26 protein-coding genes are annotated in these 15,769 nt (G+C 66.3%); 1 reads left to right on the top strand and 25 read right to left on the bottom strand.

Features of this window, described 5'->3' with window-relative positions; all coding sequences use genetic code 11:
* Window positions 1-45 precede the first annotated feature (45 nt).
* The gene (gene rpsI, locus ACFWWR_RS14090; RefSeq protein WP_217235218.1) at window positions 46-567 is read right to left on the bottom strand and encodes a 30S ribosomal protein S9; all 522 of its coding nucleotides are present in this window, start codon (window positions 565-567) and stop codon (window positions 46-48) included.
* A gap of 42 nt (window positions 568-609) precedes the next feature.
* On the bottom strand, window positions 610-1,053 hold the full coding sequence (gene rplM / locus ACFWWR_RS14085) for a 50S ribosomal protein L13 (RefSeq protein WP_383866027.1): 444 nt from the start codon (window positions 1,051-1,053) through the stop codon (window positions 610-612).
* A 633-nt stretch (window positions 1,054-1,686) separates the two neighbouring features.
* Here rplM and ACFWWR_RS14080 point away from each other — a divergent pair.
* Window positions 1,687-2,571: a hypothetical protein gene (locus ACFWWR_RS14080; RefSeq protein WP_383866025.1), complete on the top strand. Its 885-nt coding sequence runs from the start codon at window positions 1,687-1,689 to the stop codon at window positions 2,569-2,571.
* Between the two features lie 13 nt (window positions 2,572-2,584).
* Here ACFWWR_RS14080 and truA read toward each other — a convergent pair whose 3' ends face one another.
* From truA to rplP, 23 genes are all read right to left on the bottom strand, one after another.
* On the bottom strand, window positions 2,585-3,442 hold the full coding sequence (truA, locus tag ACFWWR_RS14075; protein WP_383866023.1) for a tRNA pseudouridine(38-40) synthase TruA: 858 nt from the start codon (window positions 3,440-3,442) through the stop codon (window positions 2,585-2,587).
* A 75-nt stretch (window positions 3,443-3,517) separates the two neighbouring features.
* The gene (gene rplQ, locus ACFWWR_RS14070; RefSeq protein ID WP_383866021.1) at window positions 3,518-4,030 is read right to left on the bottom strand and encodes a 50S ribosomal protein L17; all 513 of its coding nucleotides are present in this window, start codon (window positions 4,028-4,030) and stop codon (window positions 3,518-3,520) included.
* Between the two features lie 172 nt (window positions 4,031-4,202).
* Window positions 4,203-5,225, bottom strand: coding sequence for a DNA-directed RNA polymerase subunit alpha (locus tag ACFWWR_RS14065; protein WP_003966937.1), 1,023 nt, complete (start codon window positions 5,223-5,225; stop codon window positions 4,203-4,205).
* Window positions 5,226-5,340: 115 nt separating this feature from the next.
* Window positions 5,341-5,745 (bottom strand): 30S ribosomal protein S11, encoded by a 405-nt coding sequence (gene rpsK / locus ACFWWR_RS14060; protein WP_003956432.1) that lies wholly within the window; start codon window positions 5,743-5,745, stop codon window positions 5,341-5,343.
* Between the two features lie 66 nt (window positions 5,746-5,811).
* A complete protein-coding gene (rpsM, locus tag ACFWWR_RS14055) occupies window positions 5,812-6,192 on the bottom strand; it encodes a 30S ribosomal protein S13 (RefSeq protein ID WP_037680379.1) in 381 nt (126 codons plus the stop codon).
* Window positions 6,193-6,399: 207 nt separating this feature from the next.
* Window positions 6,400-6,513 carry a 50S ribosomal protein L36 gene (rpmJ, locus tag ACFWWR_RS14050; RefSeq protein ID WP_003998809.1) on the bottom strand — a complete coding sequence of 38 codons (114 nt, stop codon included), beginning with the start codon at window positions 6,511-6,513 and terminating at the stop codon, window positions 6,400-6,402.
* A 58-nt stretch (window positions 6,514-6,571) separates the two neighbouring features.
* The gene (gene infA, locus ACFWWR_RS14045; protein ID WP_003948620.1) at window positions 6,572-6,793 is read right to left on the bottom strand and encodes a translation initiation factor IF-1; all 222 of its coding nucleotides are present in this window, start codon (window positions 6,791-6,793) and stop codon (window positions 6,572-6,574) included.
* A gap of 303 nt (window positions 6,794-7,096) precedes the next feature.
* Window positions 7,097-7,933, bottom strand: coding sequence for a type I methionyl aminopeptidase (map, locus tag ACFWWR_RS14040; RefSeq protein ID WP_383866018.1), 837 nt, complete (start codon window positions 7,931-7,933; stop codon window positions 7,097-7,099).
* 117 nt (window positions 7,934-8,050) lie between these two features.
* Entirely contained in the window at window positions 8,051-8,713 is a 663-nt protein-coding gene (locus ACFWWR_RS14035) for an adenylate kinase (RefSeq protein ID WP_383866016.1), read from the bottom strand.
* Window positions 8,713-10,026 (bottom strand): preprotein translocase subunit SecY, encoded by a 1,314-nt coding sequence (gene secY, locus ACFWWR_RS14030; RefSeq protein ID WP_383866014.1) that lies wholly within the window; start codon window positions 10,024-10,026, stop codon window positions 8,713-8,715. The genes ACFWWR_RS14035 and secY overlap by 1 nt, the downstream gene beginning before the upstream one ends.
* 408 nt (window positions 10,027-10,434) lie before the next feature.
* Entirely contained in the window at window positions 10,435-10,890 is a 456-nt protein-coding gene (rplO, locus tag ACFWWR_RS14025) for a 50S ribosomal protein L15 (protein ID WP_383866012.1), read from the bottom strand.
* Between the two features lie 2 nt (window positions 10,891-10,892).
* Window positions 10,893-11,075, bottom strand: a complete 183-nt coding sequence (gene rpmD, locus ACFWWR_RS14020; protein ID WP_005481207.1) for a 50S ribosomal protein L30 — start codon at window positions 11,073-11,075, stop codon at window positions 10,893-10,895.
* A complete protein-coding gene (gene rpsE, locus ACFWWR_RS14015; RefSeq protein ID WP_217237693.1) occupies window positions 11,075-11,683 on the bottom strand; it encodes a 30S ribosomal protein S5 in 609 nt (202 codons plus the stop codon). The genes rpmD and rpsE overlap by 1 nt, the downstream gene beginning before the upstream one ends.
* A gap of 41 nt (window positions 11,684-11,724) precedes the next feature.
* Window positions 11,725-12,108 (bottom strand): 50S ribosomal protein L18, encoded by a 384-nt coding sequence (gene rplR, locus ACFWWR_RS14010; RefSeq protein ID WP_053753923.1) that lies wholly within the window; start codon window positions 12,106-12,108, stop codon window positions 11,725-11,727.
* Between the two features lie 3 nt (window positions 12,109-12,111).
* Window positions 12,112-12,651, bottom strand: coding sequence for a 50S ribosomal protein L6 (rplF, locus tag ACFWWR_RS14005; protein ID WP_383866009.1), 540 nt, complete (start codon window positions 12,649-12,651; stop codon window positions 12,112-12,114).
* Between the two features lie 24 nt (window positions 12,652-12,675).
* On the bottom strand, window positions 12,676-13,074 hold the full coding sequence (rpsH, locus tag ACFWWR_RS14000; RefSeq protein ID WP_007384075.1) for a 30S ribosomal protein S8: 399 nt from the start codon (window positions 13,072-13,074) through the stop codon (window positions 12,676-12,678).
* Window positions 13,075-13,288: 214 nt separating this feature from the next.
* Window positions 13,289-13,474 carry a type Z 30S ribosomal protein S14 gene (locus tag ACFWWR_RS13995; protein WP_003948630.1) on the bottom strand — a complete coding sequence of 62 codons (186 nt, stop codon included), beginning with the start codon at window positions 13,472-13,474 and terminating at the stop codon, window positions 13,289-13,291.
* Window positions 13,475-13,479: 5 nt separating this feature from the next.
* Complete coding sequence (gene rplE / locus ACFWWR_RS13990; RefSeq protein WP_217237695.1) at window positions 13,480-14,037, bottom strand: 50S ribosomal protein L5; 558 nt, start codon at window positions 14,035-14,037, stop codon at window positions 13,480-13,482.
* Window positions 14,037-14,360 (bottom strand): 50S ribosomal protein L24, encoded by a 324-nt coding sequence (gene rplX, locus ACFWWR_RS13985; protein ID WP_006376030.1) that lies wholly within the window; start codon window positions 14,358-14,360, stop codon window positions 14,037-14,039. The genes rplE and rplX overlap by 1 nt, the downstream gene beginning before the upstream one ends.
* Window positions 14,361-14,362: 2 nt before the next feature.
* Window positions 14,363-14,731, bottom strand: a complete 369-nt coding sequence (gene rplN, locus ACFWWR_RS13980) for a 50S ribosomal protein L14 (protein WP_003998823.1) — start codon at window positions 14,729-14,731, stop codon at window positions 14,363-14,365.
* Window positions 14,732-14,835: 104 nt separating this feature from the next.
* A complete protein-coding gene (gene rpsQ / locus ACFWWR_RS13975) occupies window positions 14,836-15,123 on the bottom strand; it encodes a 30S ribosomal protein S17 (protein WP_383866005.1) in 288 nt (95 codons plus the stop codon).
* Window positions 15,123-15,347, bottom strand: coding sequence for a 50S ribosomal protein L29 (gene rpmC, locus ACFWWR_RS13970; protein ID WP_003998824.1), 225 nt, complete (start codon window positions 15,345-15,347; stop codon window positions 15,123-15,125). The genes rpsQ and rpmC overlap by 1 nt, the downstream gene beginning before the upstream one ends.
* A complete protein-coding gene (gene rplP, locus ACFWWR_RS13965) occupies window positions 15,347-15,766 on the bottom strand; it encodes a 50S ribosomal protein L16 (protein WP_004927269.1) in 420 nt (139 codons plus the stop codon). Before rplP ends, rpmC begins: the two co-directional genes overlap by 1 nt.
* Window positions 15,767-15,769 lie beyond the last annotated feature (3 nt).

Genomic DNA, 15,769 nt, shown 5'->3' with positions numbered 1-15,769 from the left:
CTGCGTACTGCTGGTAGTACTGCGAGTACGAGCAGGCAGCGAAGCTTAACGCTTGCTGTACTGCGGGGCCTTGCGGGCCTTCTTGAGACCGGCCTTCTTGCGCTCGACCGCACGGTCGTCGCGCTTGAGGAAGCCGGCCTTCTTGAGGGCGCCGCGGTTGTTGTCCACGTCGGCCTCGTTCAGCGCGCGGGCGACACCGAGACGGAGCGCACCGGCCTGACCGGAGACACCGCCACCCGCGATGCGGGCGATGACGTCGTAGCGGCCTTCGAGCTCGAGCACCTTGAAGGGCTCGTTGACTTCCTGCTGGTGCACCTTGTTCGGGAAGTAGTCCTCGAGGGTGCGACCGTTGATCTTCCACTTGCCGGAGCCCGGGACGATCCGGACGCGGGCGATGGCGTTCTTGCGACGGCCCAGGCCGGCGGCCGGCTGCGGGTCGCCGAAGCGGGACGCCATGGACTCGGAGGTGTACTCGCCCTCGACGGGGACGTCCGACTCCGTGGTGTAGCTCTCGATGTCGACAAGCTCGGTCTCTTCGACCGGCTGCTCAACGGTGGTCTCGGCCACGATTCTCCTCAGATTCTGTTCAGTCTTAGGGGGTGGCCGGACTTACTGCGCGACCTGGGTGATCTCGAACGGCACCGGCTGCTGGGCAGCGTGCGGGTGCTGGTCACCCTTGTAGACCTTCAGCTTCGAGAGCATCTGACGGCCCAGAGTGTTCTTGGGGAGCATGCCCTTGACGGCCTTCTCGATGGCCTTCTCGGGGTTCTTGTCGAGCAGCTCGTCGTAACGGACGGAGCGCAGACCACCCGGGTAGCCGGAGTGGCGGTACGCCATCTTCTGGGTCCGCTTGTTGCCGGACAGGTGCACCTTGTCGGCGTTGATGATGACGACGAAGTCACCGGTGTCGACGTGGGGCGCGTAGATCGGCTTGTGCTTGCCCCGCAGAAGCGTGGCGGCGGTGGTGGCGAGACGACCCAGGACGATGTCCTGAGCGTCGATGACGTGCCACTGGCGCGTCACATCGCCGGGCTTGGGGCTGTACGTACGCACGGTTCGTAGCCTTCGCTTCGAGTGAATGGTCCTAAACAAGGTCACCGAAACGATCACGACAGCCTCAGCCCACTGCGGCGACGCATACCGCGTACGTGGGGTCGCTGGTCATCGGCCCGGTGGACCGGTGTAAGGGCCCGTCCCGTGAGAATGAGCAAGCCAATACACAACGAAGAAGCAGGATACCTTCGCTGCCCCGTACGGGTCAAAACGAGGCGACTGCTGCCGTCCGGCCCGATTCTACCCGCCCCACACACCCCTGCGACCTCACGGGACACACCTCCGTGAACACCGCCGCACACAGCGTGAAGCCACCCTGCGACGAGGAACGCGGTCGGTATCAGGGCCGCCGCCGGCATCTCGCTCGCGAGACATGGAGACGTGCGGATCGTCATACGAGGAACTGCCGGCCCGGCCAGGCACGCGGCTCGGACGGCGATGGCGTTGCCCGTCCCTGCGTCCGAGGTCAGCCGTGCCGTACGCGCCGCAGCGGACCCTCCCGAGGCCCACTCACCCTTCGCACCAACCACCCGGAGATGTCGCTTTTGCACTCGCTCGTCGAGCGAACGCTGTTGCTTCCAGAGCCTCTTGGGGCGGATCGCCACACCGCCTCCCCCGTCTAAGATGCGCCCCATGAGCTATGGGCAGCAGGGGGGACCCCAGTCCCAGTGGGATCCCTGGACACCGCATTCCCAGCAGCCGTGGAACGGCGGCGACACCGACGCGACTCCGGACTGGGCCGCGCTCGCCGAGGCGTCCGAGACGCGCGCCAAGCGGCGCCGGCTGCTTTTCATCGGCGGCGGCGCACTGGCCACGCTGGCGATCGGCACCGCCGTGGCGATGGCCGTGGTGTCGGCGAACGGCGACCCGGGAGGATCGGGCAAGCCGGCCTCCCTCCCCACCAGCGCGGACATCCCGAGCGGGACCGGCACCGCGGACCCGTCGTTCGAGCCGACCAGCGCCCCGCCGCCGCTGGACCCGAAGGAGTTCGTCTCCGACAAGAGCAAGGACACGGCCCCGATCGGCCCGACCATCCTCTTCCCGGGCACGCAGCTGACCATGGGCTCGACCGTCTACAAGAAGGGCCCGACGGCCGACACCAGGAGCTGCGCCACGGCCGCCAAGGGCACCCTCGCGAAGGTCCTCACCGACAACGGCTGCACCCGCCTGATGCGCGTCACCTACACCAAGGACGACATGGCGGTGACGGTCGGCGTGGCCGTCTTCGACAGCGAGGCCCAGGCGGTCAAGGCCAAGAAGGCCACCGACAAGAAGAGCATCGTCGCGTCGCTGGCCGGGAACGGCGTCAAGGCGTTCTGCAACTCCGCCGTCTGCCGCTCGACCACCAACTCCTACGGCCGCTACGCCTACTTCACGATCGCCGGCTTCACCAACGGCAAGGACGTGACCACCAAGGACACCGCCGTCTTCACGACCGGCGACGACCTCGGCGAGTTCACGTTCCGCCAGATCCGCCGCCGGGGCGAGGCCCAGGCATCGGCCGCGGTGAACGGATGACGGCCGCCCGGGGTCAGCAGCAGCCGGCCCCGGGCAGTGACCGTCTGTTGCGGGCCTCCTTGTTGCGCGCGGCCAGCAACGCGTCGGCCGGGTAACCGACCTCTTCGAGGGTCAGCCCGTGCGGCCGTACGACGTGCACGGCCGAGTCCCGTACGCCGGCCGCCAGCACCTTGCCGGGCCAGTCGGCCGGCCGATGCCCGTCACCCACGAACAGCAGCGCCCCGATGAGCGAGCGCACCATGTTGTGGCAGAAGGCGTCGGCCCGGACCCTGGCGGTGACCACCCCGTCGTCGCCGCGCACGAGGCTCAGCTCCTGGAGCGTGCGAATGGTGGTCGCGCCCTCGCGCCGCTTGCAGTAGGCGGCGAAGTCGTGCTCGCCCAGGAGCCGCTCGGCGGCCTCGTTCATGGCGTCGACGTCGAGCGGCCAGTCGTGCCACAGGACGTGGCTGCGCAGCAGCGGGTCGACCCCGCCGGGGTTGTCGGTGACCCGGTACGCGTACCGCCGCCAGATCGCCGAGAAACGGGCGTTGAAGCCCGCGGGGGCCTCGGCGAGGGACCAGACCCGGACGTCCTTGGAGAGCCGCCCTGCGAGCCGCTTGAGCAGCTTCTCCCGGTGCTCCGCCCAGAGCTCCTCCGGCAGATCGACGTGCGCCACCTGCCCGCGCGCGTGCACACCGGCGTCGGTCCGCCCGGCGACGGTCAGTTCGTACGTCGTGTCCTTCGACCGCGTCACGGTCCGCAGGGCGTCCTCGATGTCGCCCTGCACGGTCCGCCGTCCCCCGGCCTGCTTGGCCCACCCGGAGAACGCGGTCCCGTCGTACGACAGGTTCATCCGCACCCGTACGAACCCGGGCTGTACTTCGTCACTCACCCCTAGATCCTCTCAGCAACGCAAGAGCGGGCCCGCCCCGCAGGGGGCGGACCCGCTCAACGCGAGGGTTCAGCCTCAGGCGTCCTTGGACTCCTCGGCCGGAGCCGCGTCCTCGACCTCGTCGGCCTTGGTCGTGTCGACCTTGGTCTCCTCGGCGGCCGGAGCCTCGGCGTCCTTGGCGGAACGCTTGGTGGCGGCCTCGGCCTCACCGGTCGCCTGCTGCGCGACCGTCAGCGCCTCGACCAGCTCGATGACAGCCATGGGCGCGTTGTCGCCACGACGGTTACCGATCTTGGTGATGCGGGTGTAGCCACCCGGGCGGTTCTCGTAGCGCGGGCCGATCTCGGTGAAGAGCGTGTGCACGATGCTCTTGTCCGTGATCACCTGGAGCACCTGACGGCGGTTGTGAAGGTCGCCCTTCTTCGCCTTGGTGACCAGACGCTCGGCGTACGGACGCAGCTTGCGCGCCTTCGCCTCGGTGGTGGTGATACGACCGTGCTCGAACAGCGACTTCGCGAGGTTCGCGAGGAGCAGCTTCTCGTGCGCGGCGCTGCCGCCCAGACGGGCACCCTTGGTGGGCTTCGGCATGGTGTTTCTCCTAGGTGTCTGCCCCGGCCGTATCAGGTACCGGAGTCAGTATCCGAGCGGGCGGTCGCCCGTCGAAGATCCAGGCCCCCGGAGGGACCTGGAAGGGGCGCGGGGAACTGCGCGACCAGCCACAGCCGGCCCGCAGACGCAGTACGGCCTCCCCGCGGAGCGCTCAGTACTGCTCGGTCTCCACGAACCCGGCGTCCGCGTCGTCGTCGGCACCAAAGGCGTCGGCGGCGGCGGTCGGGTCGAATCCGGGCGGGCTGTCCTTGAGGGCCAGGCCCATGCCGGCCAGCTTCGCCTTGACCTCGTCGATCGACTTCGCACCGAAGTTGCGGATGTCGAGCAGGTCGGCCTCGGAACGAGCCACGAGCTCACCCACGGAGTGGATGCCCTCGCGCTTGAGGCAGTTGTACGACCGAACGGTGAGCTCCAGCTCCTCGATCGGCAGGGCGAGATCAGCGGCGAGAGCGGCGTCCGTGGGCGACGGGCCCATGTCGATGCCCTCGGCGTCGATGTTGAGCTCGCGGGCCAGACCGAACAGCTCGACCAGGGTCTTACCGGCCGACGCCATGGCGTCACGCGGACGCATGGCCTGCTTGGTCTCGACGTCGACGATCAGCTTGTCGAAGTCGGTGCGCTGCTCGACACGGGTCGCCTCGACCTTGTACGTGACCTTCAGCACGGGGCTGTAGATGGAGTCGACCGGGATACGGCCGATCTCCTGGCCCACCTGCTTGTTCTGCACGGCGGAGACATAACCGCGGCCGCGCTCGACCGTCAGCTCCATCTCCAGCTTGCCCTTGCCGTTGAGCGTGGCGAGGACGAGGTCGGGGTTGTGCACCTCGACACCGGCCGGGGGCGCGATGTCGGCGGCAGTGACGAGACCCGGGCCCTGCTTGCGCAGGTACATCACGACCGGCTCGTCGTGCTCCGAGGAGACGACCAGCTGCTTGATGTTGAGGATCAGGTCGGTGACGTCCTCCTTGACGCCCGGCACGGTGGTGAACTCGTGCAGAACGCCGTCGATGCGGATGGACGTGACCGCCGCACCCGGGATCGAGGAGAGGAGCGTACGGCGCAGGGAGTTGCCGAGGGTGTAACCGAAGCCCGGCTCCAGCGGCTCGATCACGAACCGGGAGCGGAACTCGTCGACGACCTCTTCGGTCAGGGACGGACGCTGAGCAATCAGCATGTTGCGATCCTTCAGTCATGGGCGCCCGCTATTTGACGCCCTGCTGTTACTGCAAGGGTACGGGCGGCACGCCTCCGAAGAGCCGTACCGCCCGCAACCTCAAGACAACCGAGCCTCAGACGCGGCGGCGCTTGGGCGGACGGCAGCCGTTGTGCGGGGTGGGGGTGACGTCCTGGATGGAGCCGACCTCAAGACCGGTGGCCTGGAGGGAGCGGATCGCGGTCTCGCGACCGGAGCCCGGGCCCTTCACGAAGACGTCGACCTTGCGCATGCCGTGCTCCTGCGCGCGGCGGGCGGCCGACTCGGCGGCCATCTGCGCGGCGAAGGGGGTGGACTTGCGCGAGCCCTTGAAGCCGACGTGGCCGGCGGAGGCCCAGGAGATCACGTTGCCCGAGGGGTCCGTGATCGAGACGATCGTGTTGTTGAACGTGCTCTTGATGTGCGCGTGGCCGTGAGCGACGTTCTTCTTTTCCTTGCGGCGCACCTTCTTGGCAGCGCCCTGACGACCCTTGGGGGGCATCTATAACTCCTACGGGAGGTGGTCGGTCCTACAGCGAAGACCGCTTGATCAAGCGTCCGCTGAGGACTACTTCTTGCCCGGCTTCTTCTTACCGGCGATGGCGCGACGCGGGCCCTTGCGGGTGCGGGCGTTCGTGCTGGTGCGCTGACCGCGGACAGGCAGACCGCGACGGTGACGGAGACCCTGGTAGCAACCGATCTCGACCTTGCGGCGGATGTCGGCCTGGATCTCGCGACGGAGGTCACCCTCGGTCTTGATGTTGTTGTCGACGTACTCGCGGATCGCGACCAGCTGCTCCTCGGAGAGGTCGCGAACCCGGGTGTTCGGGTCGATGCCGGTCTCGGCCAGCGTGAGCTGGGAAAGGGTCCGGCCGATGCCGAACACGTAGGTCAGGGCGACCTCCACACGCTTTTCGCGCGGGATGTCAACACCGGAAACGCGTGCCATTCAATGGCTCCAGTTGATCTTCGGAGGTCTTCCACAGAACCAACCCCCAGCCGCCGGCCTCTTCTGTTCGAAGACTTGGTACGAACTGGGTCCCCGGCCTCCGAACCGGGGGTGTCAGGCGATCGCTCACGATGCCTGGGTCCTGCGTATGAACATGTTCAGCTCGCGTCGCGCGAAGTTCTGCGGTGTGCAGAGGGTGGTCGTGCGTCAGCCCTGGCGCTGCTTGTGGCGCGGGTTCTCGCAGATGACCATGACCCGACCGTGACGGCGGATCACCCTGCACTTGTCGCAGATCTTCTTGACGCTCGGCTTGACCTTCATGGGGTGAGGTTCTCCGGGTCAGTGCCACCACCCCGCCGGAACGGGGCAAAGGCAAGATCTACTTGTACCGGTAGACGATCCGGCCACGCGTCAGGTCGTACGGAGACAGCTCCACCACGACCCGGTCGTCAGGGAGGATACGGATGTAGTGCATACGCATCTTGCCGCTGATGTGCGCCAGGACCTGGTGGCCGTTCTGGAGCTCGACCTTGAACATGGCGTTCGGAAGAGACTCGACGACAGTGCCCTCGATCTCGATGGCACCTTGCTTCTTGGCCACGCTTCGCCCTTCGAATCGACTACCTTGATCGACTCCCTTTGCGTCCCTTACGGGCGCATGCGGACATGCGGGTGCACGAGAGCCGACGAGTCAGTCTACGACAGCGCACCCGGAAAGACGAATCGAGAGAGTCTGCCCCGAGCCGGAGATCTCTAAGCACGCGTCGGTCTGCGACCCGGCCCGGCGCCAGGCGCCCCGAAGGCGCGGGGCTGTGACAATGTACGGCTCCGCCGCGTGGGCGCGACCAGCCCCCCACGTACCCGCGGCCGCCGTCCGGACAGGACCCGGCACCCCGGAACACGCTCAGGCGAGCGGATCCGGCGCCGCCGTGATCCCGTGCTCCGCGAGCTTCGCCTTGCCGCCGTCCGGAGCCGTCAGGACCAGTGGTCCCTGCTCCGTGAGCGCGACGGAGTGCTCCCAGTGGGAGGACCAGGTGCCGTCGGTGGTGATGACCGTCCAGTCGTCCTGGAGGACCTCGGTCTTCGGGGTGCCCAGGGAGACCATCGGCTCGATCGCGAGGCAGAAGCCGGGGACCAGCCTGGGTCCCTTGCCGCGGCGGCGGTCGACGTAGTTCAGCAGGTGCGGGTCCATGTGCATCTCGGTGCCGATGCCGTGGCCGCCGTAGTCCTCGATGATGCCGTAACGGCCGCCGCCGGCCTTCGGCTGACGGCGGATGTACGTCTCGATGGCCCGGGAGACGTCCACGAGCCGGTTGCCCTGCTTCATGGCCGCGATACCGGCCCACATCGACTCCTCCGTCACCCGGGAGAGCTCGAGGAGCTCCGGGGCGTGACCGGAGCCCACGAAGGCCGTGTAGGCCGCGTCGCCGTGCCAGCCGTCGATGATGGCGCCGCAGTCGATGGAGATGATGTCGCCGTCCTTGAGGACCACCTCGTCGGACGGGATGCCGTGGACGACGACCTCGTTCACCGAGGTGCAGATGGTCGCGGGGAAACCGCCGTACCCGAGGAAGTTCGGCTTCGCGTCGTGCTCCGCCAGCACCTTGCGCGCGACCTGGTCCAGGTCCTTCGTCGTGGCCCCGGGCACCGCTGCCTCACGCGTCGCCGCGTGAATGGCGGCGACGACCAGCCCCGCCTCACGCATCTTGGCGATCTGCTCGGGGGTCTTGATCTGCACCATGGGGGCGGGGGCCTTTCTGGGACCGGGGGTGTGACGGGTGCCTTCAACGATACGTGCACCCACGCAGCAGCCGCGGCCCCCTGGGAAGGGAACCGCGGCTACGGCACGTACGAACGGCTACGCGGCGTCGTCCTCGCGCTTCAGAGCCTCCATGGCCCGGCCGGTGACGTCCTCGACCTTGCCGAGCGCCGAGATCGTGACGACCAGGCCCTGCGCCTTGTAGTAGTCGATGATCGGCTCGGTCTGCGTGTGGTAGACCTCCAGCCGCTTGCGGACGGTCTCCTCGGAGTCGTCGTCGCGCTGGTACAGCTCACCGCCGCAGACGTCGCAGACGCCGTCCTGCTTCGGCGCCTTGTACGTCACGTGGAAGACGTGCGCCGAGTCGTTACGGCAGATGCGGCGGCCGGCGATGCGCTTGACGACCTCTTCCTCGGGGACCTCGAGGTCCAGCACCGCGTCCAGCTTCATCGTCTCGGCCTGCAGCATCTCGTCCAGCGCCTCGGCCTGCGACACGTTGCGCGGGAAGCCGTCCAGAAGGAAGCCGTTCTCGGCGTCCGGCTTCTCCATGCGGTCCTTGGCCATCGCGATGGTGACCTCGTCGGGGACCAGGTTGCCCGCGTCCATGTAGGACTTCGCCAGTTTGCCGAGTTCCGTCTGCTGGCTGATGTTGGCCCGGAACAGGTCGCCCGTGGAGATGTGCGGGATCGACAGGTTCTGGGCGAGGAACGCGGCCTGCGTTCCCTTACCGGCACCCGGCGGCCCGACGAGGACGATACGCATCAGCGGAGGAACCCTTCGTAATTGCGCTGCTGAAGCTGACTCTCGATCTGCTTCACCGTCTCGAGACCCACACCCACGATGATCAGGATGCTGGTCCCGCCGAACGGGAAGTTCTGGTTTGCCCCGAAACCAGCCAACGCCATCGTCGGCACGAGAGCGATCAGCCCCAAGTACAGCGAACCCGGCCAGGTGATCCGGTTGAGTACGTAGGACAGGTACTCAGCGGTCGGTCGGCCAGCCCGGATGCCCGGGATGAAGCCACCATACTTCTTCATGTTGTCGGCGACTTCCTCGGGGTTGAACGAGATAGCCACGTAGAAGAAGGCGAAGAACACGATGAGGAAGAAGTACAGAATGATGTGCGGTGTGGCCGCCGTGTCCGCGAGGTTGTTTTTGATCCAGGTCGCCCAGCCCGCTGTGGAGTTGGAGAACTGCACGATCAACGCCGGGATGTAGAGCAGCGACGAGGCGAAGATGACCGGGATCACACCCGCCTGGTTCACCTTCAGCGGGATGTAGGTCGACGTACCGCCGTAGGAACGGCGGCCGATCATGCGCTTCGCGTACTGCACCGGAACACGGCGCTGGGCCTGCTCGACGAAGACCACCAGGCCGACCATGACCAGGCCGACGAGGATCACCGTGCCGAACTCGATCCAGCCGTCGGCCAGGGAGCCCTGCTGCTTGATGGCCCACAGGGCGGCCGGGAAGGTCGCGGCGATCGAGATGAACATCAGGATCGACATGCCGTTGCCGATACCGCGGTCGGTGATGAGCTCACCGAGCCACATGACGACGGCCGTGCCGGCGGTCATGGTGATGACCATGGTGATCGTGGAGAAGATCGAACGGTCCGGCACGATCTGGGTGGCGACCGGGCAGCCGCTGAACAGCGCACCGCTGCGGGCAGTGGCCACCAGGCCGGTGCCCTGCAGGACGGCGAGCGCCACCGTCAGGTAACGCGTGTACTGCGTGATCTTCGCCGTACCGGCCTGTCCCTCTTTCTTGAGGGCCTCCAGGCGCGGGATCACGACGGTCAACAGCTGCAGGATGATGCTCGCCGTGATGTACGGCATGATGCCGAGCGCAAAGATCGTGATCTGCAGCAGCGCGCCACCACTGAACATGTTGACCAGACCGAACAGACCCTGGTTGGCACTCGCCTGGTCGATACAGGTCTGGACGTTCTTGTAGTCGATACCCGGGATCGGAACATGCGTGCCGACGCGGTAGACCACGATGATGGCGAGCGTGAAGAGCAGCTTCTTGCGCAGGTCGGGCGTCCTGAACGCCCGGGCGAACGCGGTGAGCACGGAGCCTCCTGCGCCCCCCGCACGCAGAGCAGGGAGGCTAGTCGTTGACAAGGCCTTGAAAGCCAGTAGACGGTCGCCCAACAGTGCTGAGGGAGACAGACACCTGTCACCACTAGCTATGGATGGACCACAGGACTCTAACAGTGCGGACCCCCTTGCAAGAAGCGGACGAAGCCGACGACGGCCGCCTGGGATCGGCTCTGCGCCACAGCAGGGAATCGCCTCTTCCGCACACACCGCCGCATTTCACATCAATCACCGCCACGGCGACGGCAGAAGTGTGTGACGGCGCTCCGCACAGGAAAAAGGCCCGCCGATAAATCGGCGGGCCTTTTTTCCGGCCGGGGATACCCACAAAAGAGGTATCCCCGATCGGGATCGTTCAAGTCAGCGAGACGTCCGAGGAAATCAGACGAGCTCGGTGACGGTACCGCCGGCGGCGGTGATCTTCTCCTTGGCGGAGCCGGAGACGGCGTCGACCGTCACCTGCAGCGCCACGGAGATCTCGCCCTGGCCGAGGACCTTGACGAGGCTGTTCTTGCGAACGGCACCCTTGGCGACGAGTCCCTCAACGGTGACCTCGCCACCCTCCGGGTACAGCGCCGACAGCTTGTCGAGGTTCACGACCTGGAACTCGGTCTTGAACGGGTTCTTGAAGCCCTTCAGCTTCGGAAGACGCATGTGGAGGGGCATCTGGCCACCCTCGAAGCGCTCCGGAACCTGGTAACGGGCCTTCGTGCCCTTGGTACCACGACCGGCCGTCTTACCCTTCGACGCCTCACCACGACCGACACGGGTCTTCGCGGTCTTGGCGCCCGGGGCGGGACGGAGGTTGTGGATCTTGAGCGGGTTCTGCTCCGCCATGATCAGTCGACCTCCTCGACCGTCACGAGGTGGCGGACGGTGTGCACCATGCCGCGGAACTCGGGACGATCCTCCTTGACGACCTGCGTGTTGATGCCCTTGAGACCAAGGGAGCGCAGGGTGTCACGGTGGTTCTGCTTGCTGCCGATGTACGACTTCGTCTGCGTGATCTTGAGCTGAGCCATTACGCAGCACCAGCCCCGGCACGCGCACGCAGCAGAGCCGCGGGAGCGACGTCCTCGAGCGGCAGACCGCGGCGGGCCGCGACCTCCTCGGGACGCTGCAGGCCCTTCAGGGCCGCCACGGTCGCGTGCACGATGTTGATCGCGTTCGACGAGCCGAGCGACTTCGACAGGATGTCGTGGATACCGGCGCACTCGAGCACGGCACGCACCGGACCACCGGCGATAACGCCGGTACCCGGGGACGCGGGCTTGAGCAGCACGACGCCGGCAGCCTTCTCACCCGTGATCGGGTGCGGGATGGTGCCCTGGATACGGGGGACCTTGAAGAAGTGCTTCTTGGCCTCCTCAACACCCTTGGCGATGGCGGCCGGCACCTCCTTGGCCTTGCCGTAACCGACACCCACGGTGCCGTCACCATCGCCCACCACGACCAGCGCGGTGAAGCTGAAGCGACGACCACCCTTCACAACCTTGGCGACACGATTGATCGCGACGACGCGCTCAACGTAAGCGGTCTTCTCGGCGGCAGCTGCGCCGCCGTCACGGCCCTTCCGGTCCCGCCGCTCGCCGCCACCGGCACCGCCACCGCGGCGCTGGGGTCCAGCCATTGGAATTACCTCTCTCTGTTTCCGCTAGCTACGGAACCGGCTCAGAACTTCAGTCCGGCTTCGCGGGCGGCGTCCGCCAGGGCAGCAATGCGCCCGGCGTACTGGTTGCCACCACGGTCGAATACGACAGCCTCGACACCGGCGGCCTTGGCACGCTCGGCGACCAGGGCGCCGACCTGCTTGGCCTGCGCGGACTTGTCGCCCTCCGCACCGCGGATCGAGGTGTCCAGGGTGGACGCCGACGCAAGGGTGTGACCCTTGAGGTCGTCGATCACCTGGGCCACGATGTGGCGGTTCGAGCGGGTCACGACCAGACGAGGACGCTCCGCCGTACCGTTGATCGACTTGCGGATCCGGATGTGGCGGCGCTTGATCGCGGCGCGCTTGTAGGCGTCGCCCTTGAGGATCTTCTGTCCGTATGCCATGGCTTACTTACCCGCCTTTCCGACCTTGCGGCGGATGACTTCGCCCTCGTACTTGACACCCTTGGCCTTGTACGGGTCGGGCTTGCGCAGCTTGCGGATGTTGGCCGCAACCTCGCCGACCTTCTGCTTGTCGATGCCCTCGACCTGGAAGCGGGTCGGGTTCTCCACCTTGAAGGTGATTCCCTCGGGCGCCTCGACGGTGATCGGGTGGCTGTAGCCCAGAGCGAACTCGAGGTTCGATCCCTTGGCCTGTACGCGGTAACCGACACCGCTGATCTCGAGCTTCTTCACGTAACCCTCGGTCACGCCGGTGATCATGTTCGCCACCAGCGTGCGGGACAGGCCGTGCAGGGCCTTGTTCTGACGCTCGTCGTTGGGGCGGGTGACGTTGAGTACGCCATCCTCACCCTTGGCGATGTCGATCGGCGCAGCGACGGTGTGGGTCAGCGAGCCCTTGGGGCCCTTGACCGAGACCGTACGGCCGTCGATGGTGACGTCCACGCCGGCGGGAACCGTGATGGGGAGCTTGCCAATACGCGACATAGCTGTTTCCTCCGTTCCCTTCCGTTACCAGACGTAGGCGAGGACTTCTCCGCCTACGCCCTTCTTGCCGGCCTGCTTGTCGGTGAGGAGCCCGTGCGACGTGGAGATGATCGCCACGCCGAGGCCGCCGAGCACCTTCGGCAGGTTGGTGGACTTCGCGTACACCCGGAGACCGGGCTTGGAGATCCGCTTGATGCCCGCGATGGAGCGCTCACGGTTCGGGCCGAACTTCAGCTCGAGAACGAGGTTCTTGCCGACCTCGGCGTCCTCGACCTTCCAGCCCGTGATGAAGCCCTCCTGCTGGAGGATCTCCGCGATGTGCGACTTGATCTTCGATGCCGGCATCGTCACAGAGTCGTGGTATGCCGAGTTCGCGTTCCGCAGACGCGTAAGCATGTCTGCGATCGGATCAGTCATGGTCATGAATTGGCCTTCGGCCTCTCTCGCCGGGGTTTCCTGGTGCGCCATCCCTCTCCCCGATCCGAGACGGGGCGGGTGCGGCGCGGTGGACCTACGGCGTAGTAAGTCGTACGGGCGACCATCAGGCGCCCAACCCTCCAAGCCTAAGCCATGAAGGGGTGGGCGCCTGACACGCCCATTGCTTACCGAGAGCTCCGGAAATCCCTGATTAGGGGGATTACCAGGAGCTCTTGGTCACGCCCGGCAGCTCGCCACGGTGAGCCATCTCACGAAGGCACACGCGGCACAGGCCGAACTTGCGGTACACGGAGTGCGGACGGCCGCAGCGCTGGCAGCGCGTGTAGCCACGTACTCCGAACTTGGGCTTACGAGCAGCCTTGGCAATCAGAGCCTTCTTCGCCATCTCGCTCACGCCTCCTTGAAGGGGAAGCCGAGGTGACGAAGGAGCGCGCGGCCCTCAGCGTCGTTGGTCGCCGTGGTGACCACGGTGATGTCCATACCCCGGACGCGGTCGATCTTGTCCTGGTCGATCTCGTGGAACATGACCTGCTCGGTGAGACCGAAGGTGTAGTTGCCACGACCGTCGAACTGCTTGGGAGACAGGCCGCGGAAGTCGCGGATGCGCGGCAGCGCGAGCGACAGGGTGCGGTCCAGGAACTCCCACATGCGGTCGCCACGAAGCGTGACGTGGGCGCCGATCGGCTGACCCTCACGCAGCTTGAACTGCGCGATGGACTTGCGGGCCTTGGTGACGGCCGGCTTCTGACCGGTGATCGTGGTGAGGTCGCGGATGGCGCCCTCGATCAGCTTGGAGTCGCGGGCGGCGTCGCCCACACCCATGTTGACCACGATCTTGACGAGACCGGGGATCTGCATGACGTTCTCGTACTTGAACTCGTCACGCAGCTTGCCCGCGATCTCCTCGCGGTACCTCGTCTTCAGACGCGGAGTGGTGGTGGTCGTCATCAGATGTCCTCACCCGTCCGCTTGGCAACGCGGATCTTGTTGCCCTCGTCGTCGAAGCGGTAACCGACACGCGTGACGACCTTGTTGCCGTCCTTCTCCACGACGAGCTGAACGTTGCTCACGTGAACAGGGGCCTCGGTCGTGACGATGCCACCGGCCTGCGAACCCTTGGCGGTCGGGCCGGCCTTGGTGTGCTTCTTGACCCGGTTGACACCCTCGACCAGGACGCGGTCCTCGCGGGGGAAGGCCGCGATGACCTTGCCCTGCTTGCCCTTGTCCTTACCGGTGATGACCTGGACCAGGTCGCCCTTCTTGATCTTCATGCTTACAGCACCTCCGGCGCGAGCGAGATGATCTTCATGAACTTCTTCTCGCGCAGCTCACGGCCGACGGGGCCGAAGATACGGGTGCCGCGAGGGTCGCCGTCGTTCTTCAGAATGACGGCGGCGTTCTCGTCGAAGCGGATGTACGAGCCGTCCGGACGGCGGCGCTCCTTGACGGTGCGAACGATGACCGCCTTGACGACGTCACCCTTCTTCACGTTGCCACCGGGGATCGCGTCCTTGACGGTGGCGACGATGACGTCACCGATGCCCGCGTAGCGGCGACCGGAGCCACCGAGCACACGGATGCAAAGGATCTCCTTCGCACCAGTGTTGTCGGCGACACGCAGTCGCGACTCCTGCTGGATCACGTCTATCTCCTGTTTGTCTGCCGGTTCCCGGCGAGCTCCGCAAGTGACTTACGGAGCTCGCCGAGCCTGGCGGAACTGTCCTGCGGGGTTTGCCCCGCAGGAAATTACTTGGCCTTCTCGAGGATCTCGACGACGCGCCAGCGCTTCGTCGCGGACAGCGGACGCGTCTCCATGAGGAGGACGCGGTCGCCGACGCCCGCAGCGTTCTGCTCGTCGTGCGCCTTGAGCTTGTTCGTACGGCGGATGACCTTGCCGTACAGCGCGTGCTTGACGCGGTCCTCGACGGCGACGACGACGGTCTTGTCCATCTTGTCGCCGACGACCAGACCCTCGCGGGTCTTGCGGAAGCCGCGGGCCTCTGCGGTCTGCTCAGTCACGTTGTTCTCACTCATCAGGCGCTCTCCACCGTCTCGATGCCCAGCTCGCGCTCACGCATCAGGGTGTAGATCCGCGCGATGTCCTTACGGACGGCCTTGAGCCGACCGTGGTTCTCGAGCTGACCGGTCGCCGCCTGGAAGCGGAGGTTGAACAGCTCTTCCTTGGCTTCGCGGAGCTTCGCGAGAAGCTCCTCGTCACCCAGTTCGCGCAGCTCGGACGCCTTGGTACCGGCCGACATCACGCTTCACCTGCCTCGCGCTTGACGATCCGGCACTTCATCGGCAGCTTGTGAGCGGCGCGAGTCAGGGCCTCACGGGCGATCTTCTCGTTGGGGTAGGACAGTTCGAACATGACCCGTCCCGGGTGCACGTTCGCGATCCACCACTCCGGCGAACCCTTACCGGAACCCATGCGGGTCTCGGCAGGCTTCTTCGTGAGCGGGCGGTCCGGGTAGATGTTGATCCAGACCTTGCCGCCACGCTTGATGTGGCGGGTCATCGCGATACGGGCCGCCTCGATCTGGCGGTTGGTCACGTACGCCGGCGTGAGGGCCTGAATGCCGTACTCGCCGAACGCGACCGTCGTACCACCCTTGGCCTGACCGCGGCGCTTCGGGTGGTGCTGCTTGCGGTGCTTGACCCGTCGGGGGATCAGCATGTC

This window comes from Streptomyces sp. NPDC058678 (genome assembly GCF_042714835.1).
Lineage (GTDB): Bacteria > Actinomycetota > Actinomycetes > Streptomycetales > Streptomycetaceae > Streptomyces.
This window is presented reverse-complemented; position numbering and strand designations above follow the sequence as displayed.

Bases quoted from the DNA above. Each gene is read 5' to 3' on its own strand.
- rpmJ (WP_003998809.1), bottom strand. From the start codon at position 6,513: ATGAAGGTCAAGCCGAGCGTCAAGAAGATCTGCGACAAGTGCAGGGTG.
- rplR (WP_053753923.1), bottom strand. From the start codon at position 12,108: ATGGCATACGGACAGAAGATCCTCAAGGGCGACGCCTACAAGCGCGCC.
- rplP (WP_004927269.1), bottom strand. From the start codon at position 15,766: ATGCTGATCCCCCGACGGGTCAAGCACCGCAAGCAGCACCACCCGAAG.
- rplX (WP_006376030.1), bottom strand. From the start codon at position 14,360: ATGAAGATCAAGAAGGGCGACCTGGTCCAGGTCATCACCGGTAAGGAC.
- ACFWWR_RS14080 (WP_383866025.1), top strand. From the start codon at position 1,687: ATGAGCTATGGGCAGCAGGGGGGACCCCAGTCCCAGTGGGATCCCTGG.
- rplE (WP_217237695.1), bottom strand. From the start codon at position 14,037: ATGACGACCACCACCACTCCGCGTCTGAAGACGAGGTACCGCGAGGAG.
- map (WP_383866018.1), bottom strand. From the start codon at position 7,933: ATGGTGCAGATCAAGACCCCCGAGCAGATCGCCAAGATGCGTGAGGCG.
- rplO (WP_383866012.1), bottom strand. From the start codon at position 10,890: ATGGCGGAGCAGAACCCGCTCAAGATCCACAACCTCCGTCCCGCCCCG.
- rpmC (WP_003998824.1), bottom strand. From the start codon at position 15,347: ATGTCGGCCGGTACCAAGGCGTCCGAGCTGCGCGAACTGGGTGACGAG.
- ACFWWR_RS14065 (WP_003966937.1), bottom strand. From the start codon at position 5,225: ATGCTGATTGCTCAGCGTCCGTCCCTGACCGAAGAGGTCGTCGACGAG.
- ACFWWR_RS13995 (WP_003948630.1), bottom strand. From the start codon at position 13,474: ATGGCGAAGAAGGCTCTGATTGCCAAGGCTGCTCGTAAGCCCAAGTTC.
- rpsE (WP_217237693.1), bottom strand. From the start codon at position 11,683: ATGGCTGGACCCCAGCGCCGCGGTGGCGGTGCCGGTGGCGGCGAGCGG.
- rpsH (WP_007384075.1), bottom strand. From the start codon at position 13,074: ATGACCATGACTGATCCGATCGCAGACATGCTTACGCGTCTGCGGAAC.
- rpsK (WP_003956432.1), bottom strand. From the start codon at position 5,745: ATGCCCCCCAAGGGTCGTCAGGGCGCTGCCAAGAAGGTGCGCCGCAAG.
- rpsM (WP_037680379.1), bottom strand. From the start codon at position 6,192: ATGGCACGCGTTTCCGGTGTTGACATCCCGCGCGAAAAGCGTGTGGAG.
- ACFWWR_RS14035 (WP_383866016.1), bottom strand. From the start codon at position 8,713: ATGCGTATCGTCCTCGTCGGGCCGCCGGGTGCCGGTAAGGGAACGCAG.
- rpmD (WP_005481207.1), bottom strand. From the start codon at position 11,075: ATGGCTCAGCTCAAGATCACGCAGACGAAGTCGTACATCGGCAGCAAG.
- rpsQ (WP_383866005.1), bottom strand. From the start codon at position 15,123: ATGAGTGAGAACAACGTGACTGAGCAGACCGCAGAGGCCCGCGGCTTC.
- rplF (WP_383866009.1), bottom strand. From the start codon at position 12,651: ATGTCGCGTATTGGCAAGCTCCCCATCACGGTTCCCGCCGGCGTGGAC.
- rplQ (WP_383866021.1), bottom strand. From the start codon at position 4,030: ATGCCGAAGCCCACCAAGGGTGCCCGTCTGGGCGGCAGCGCCGCGCAC.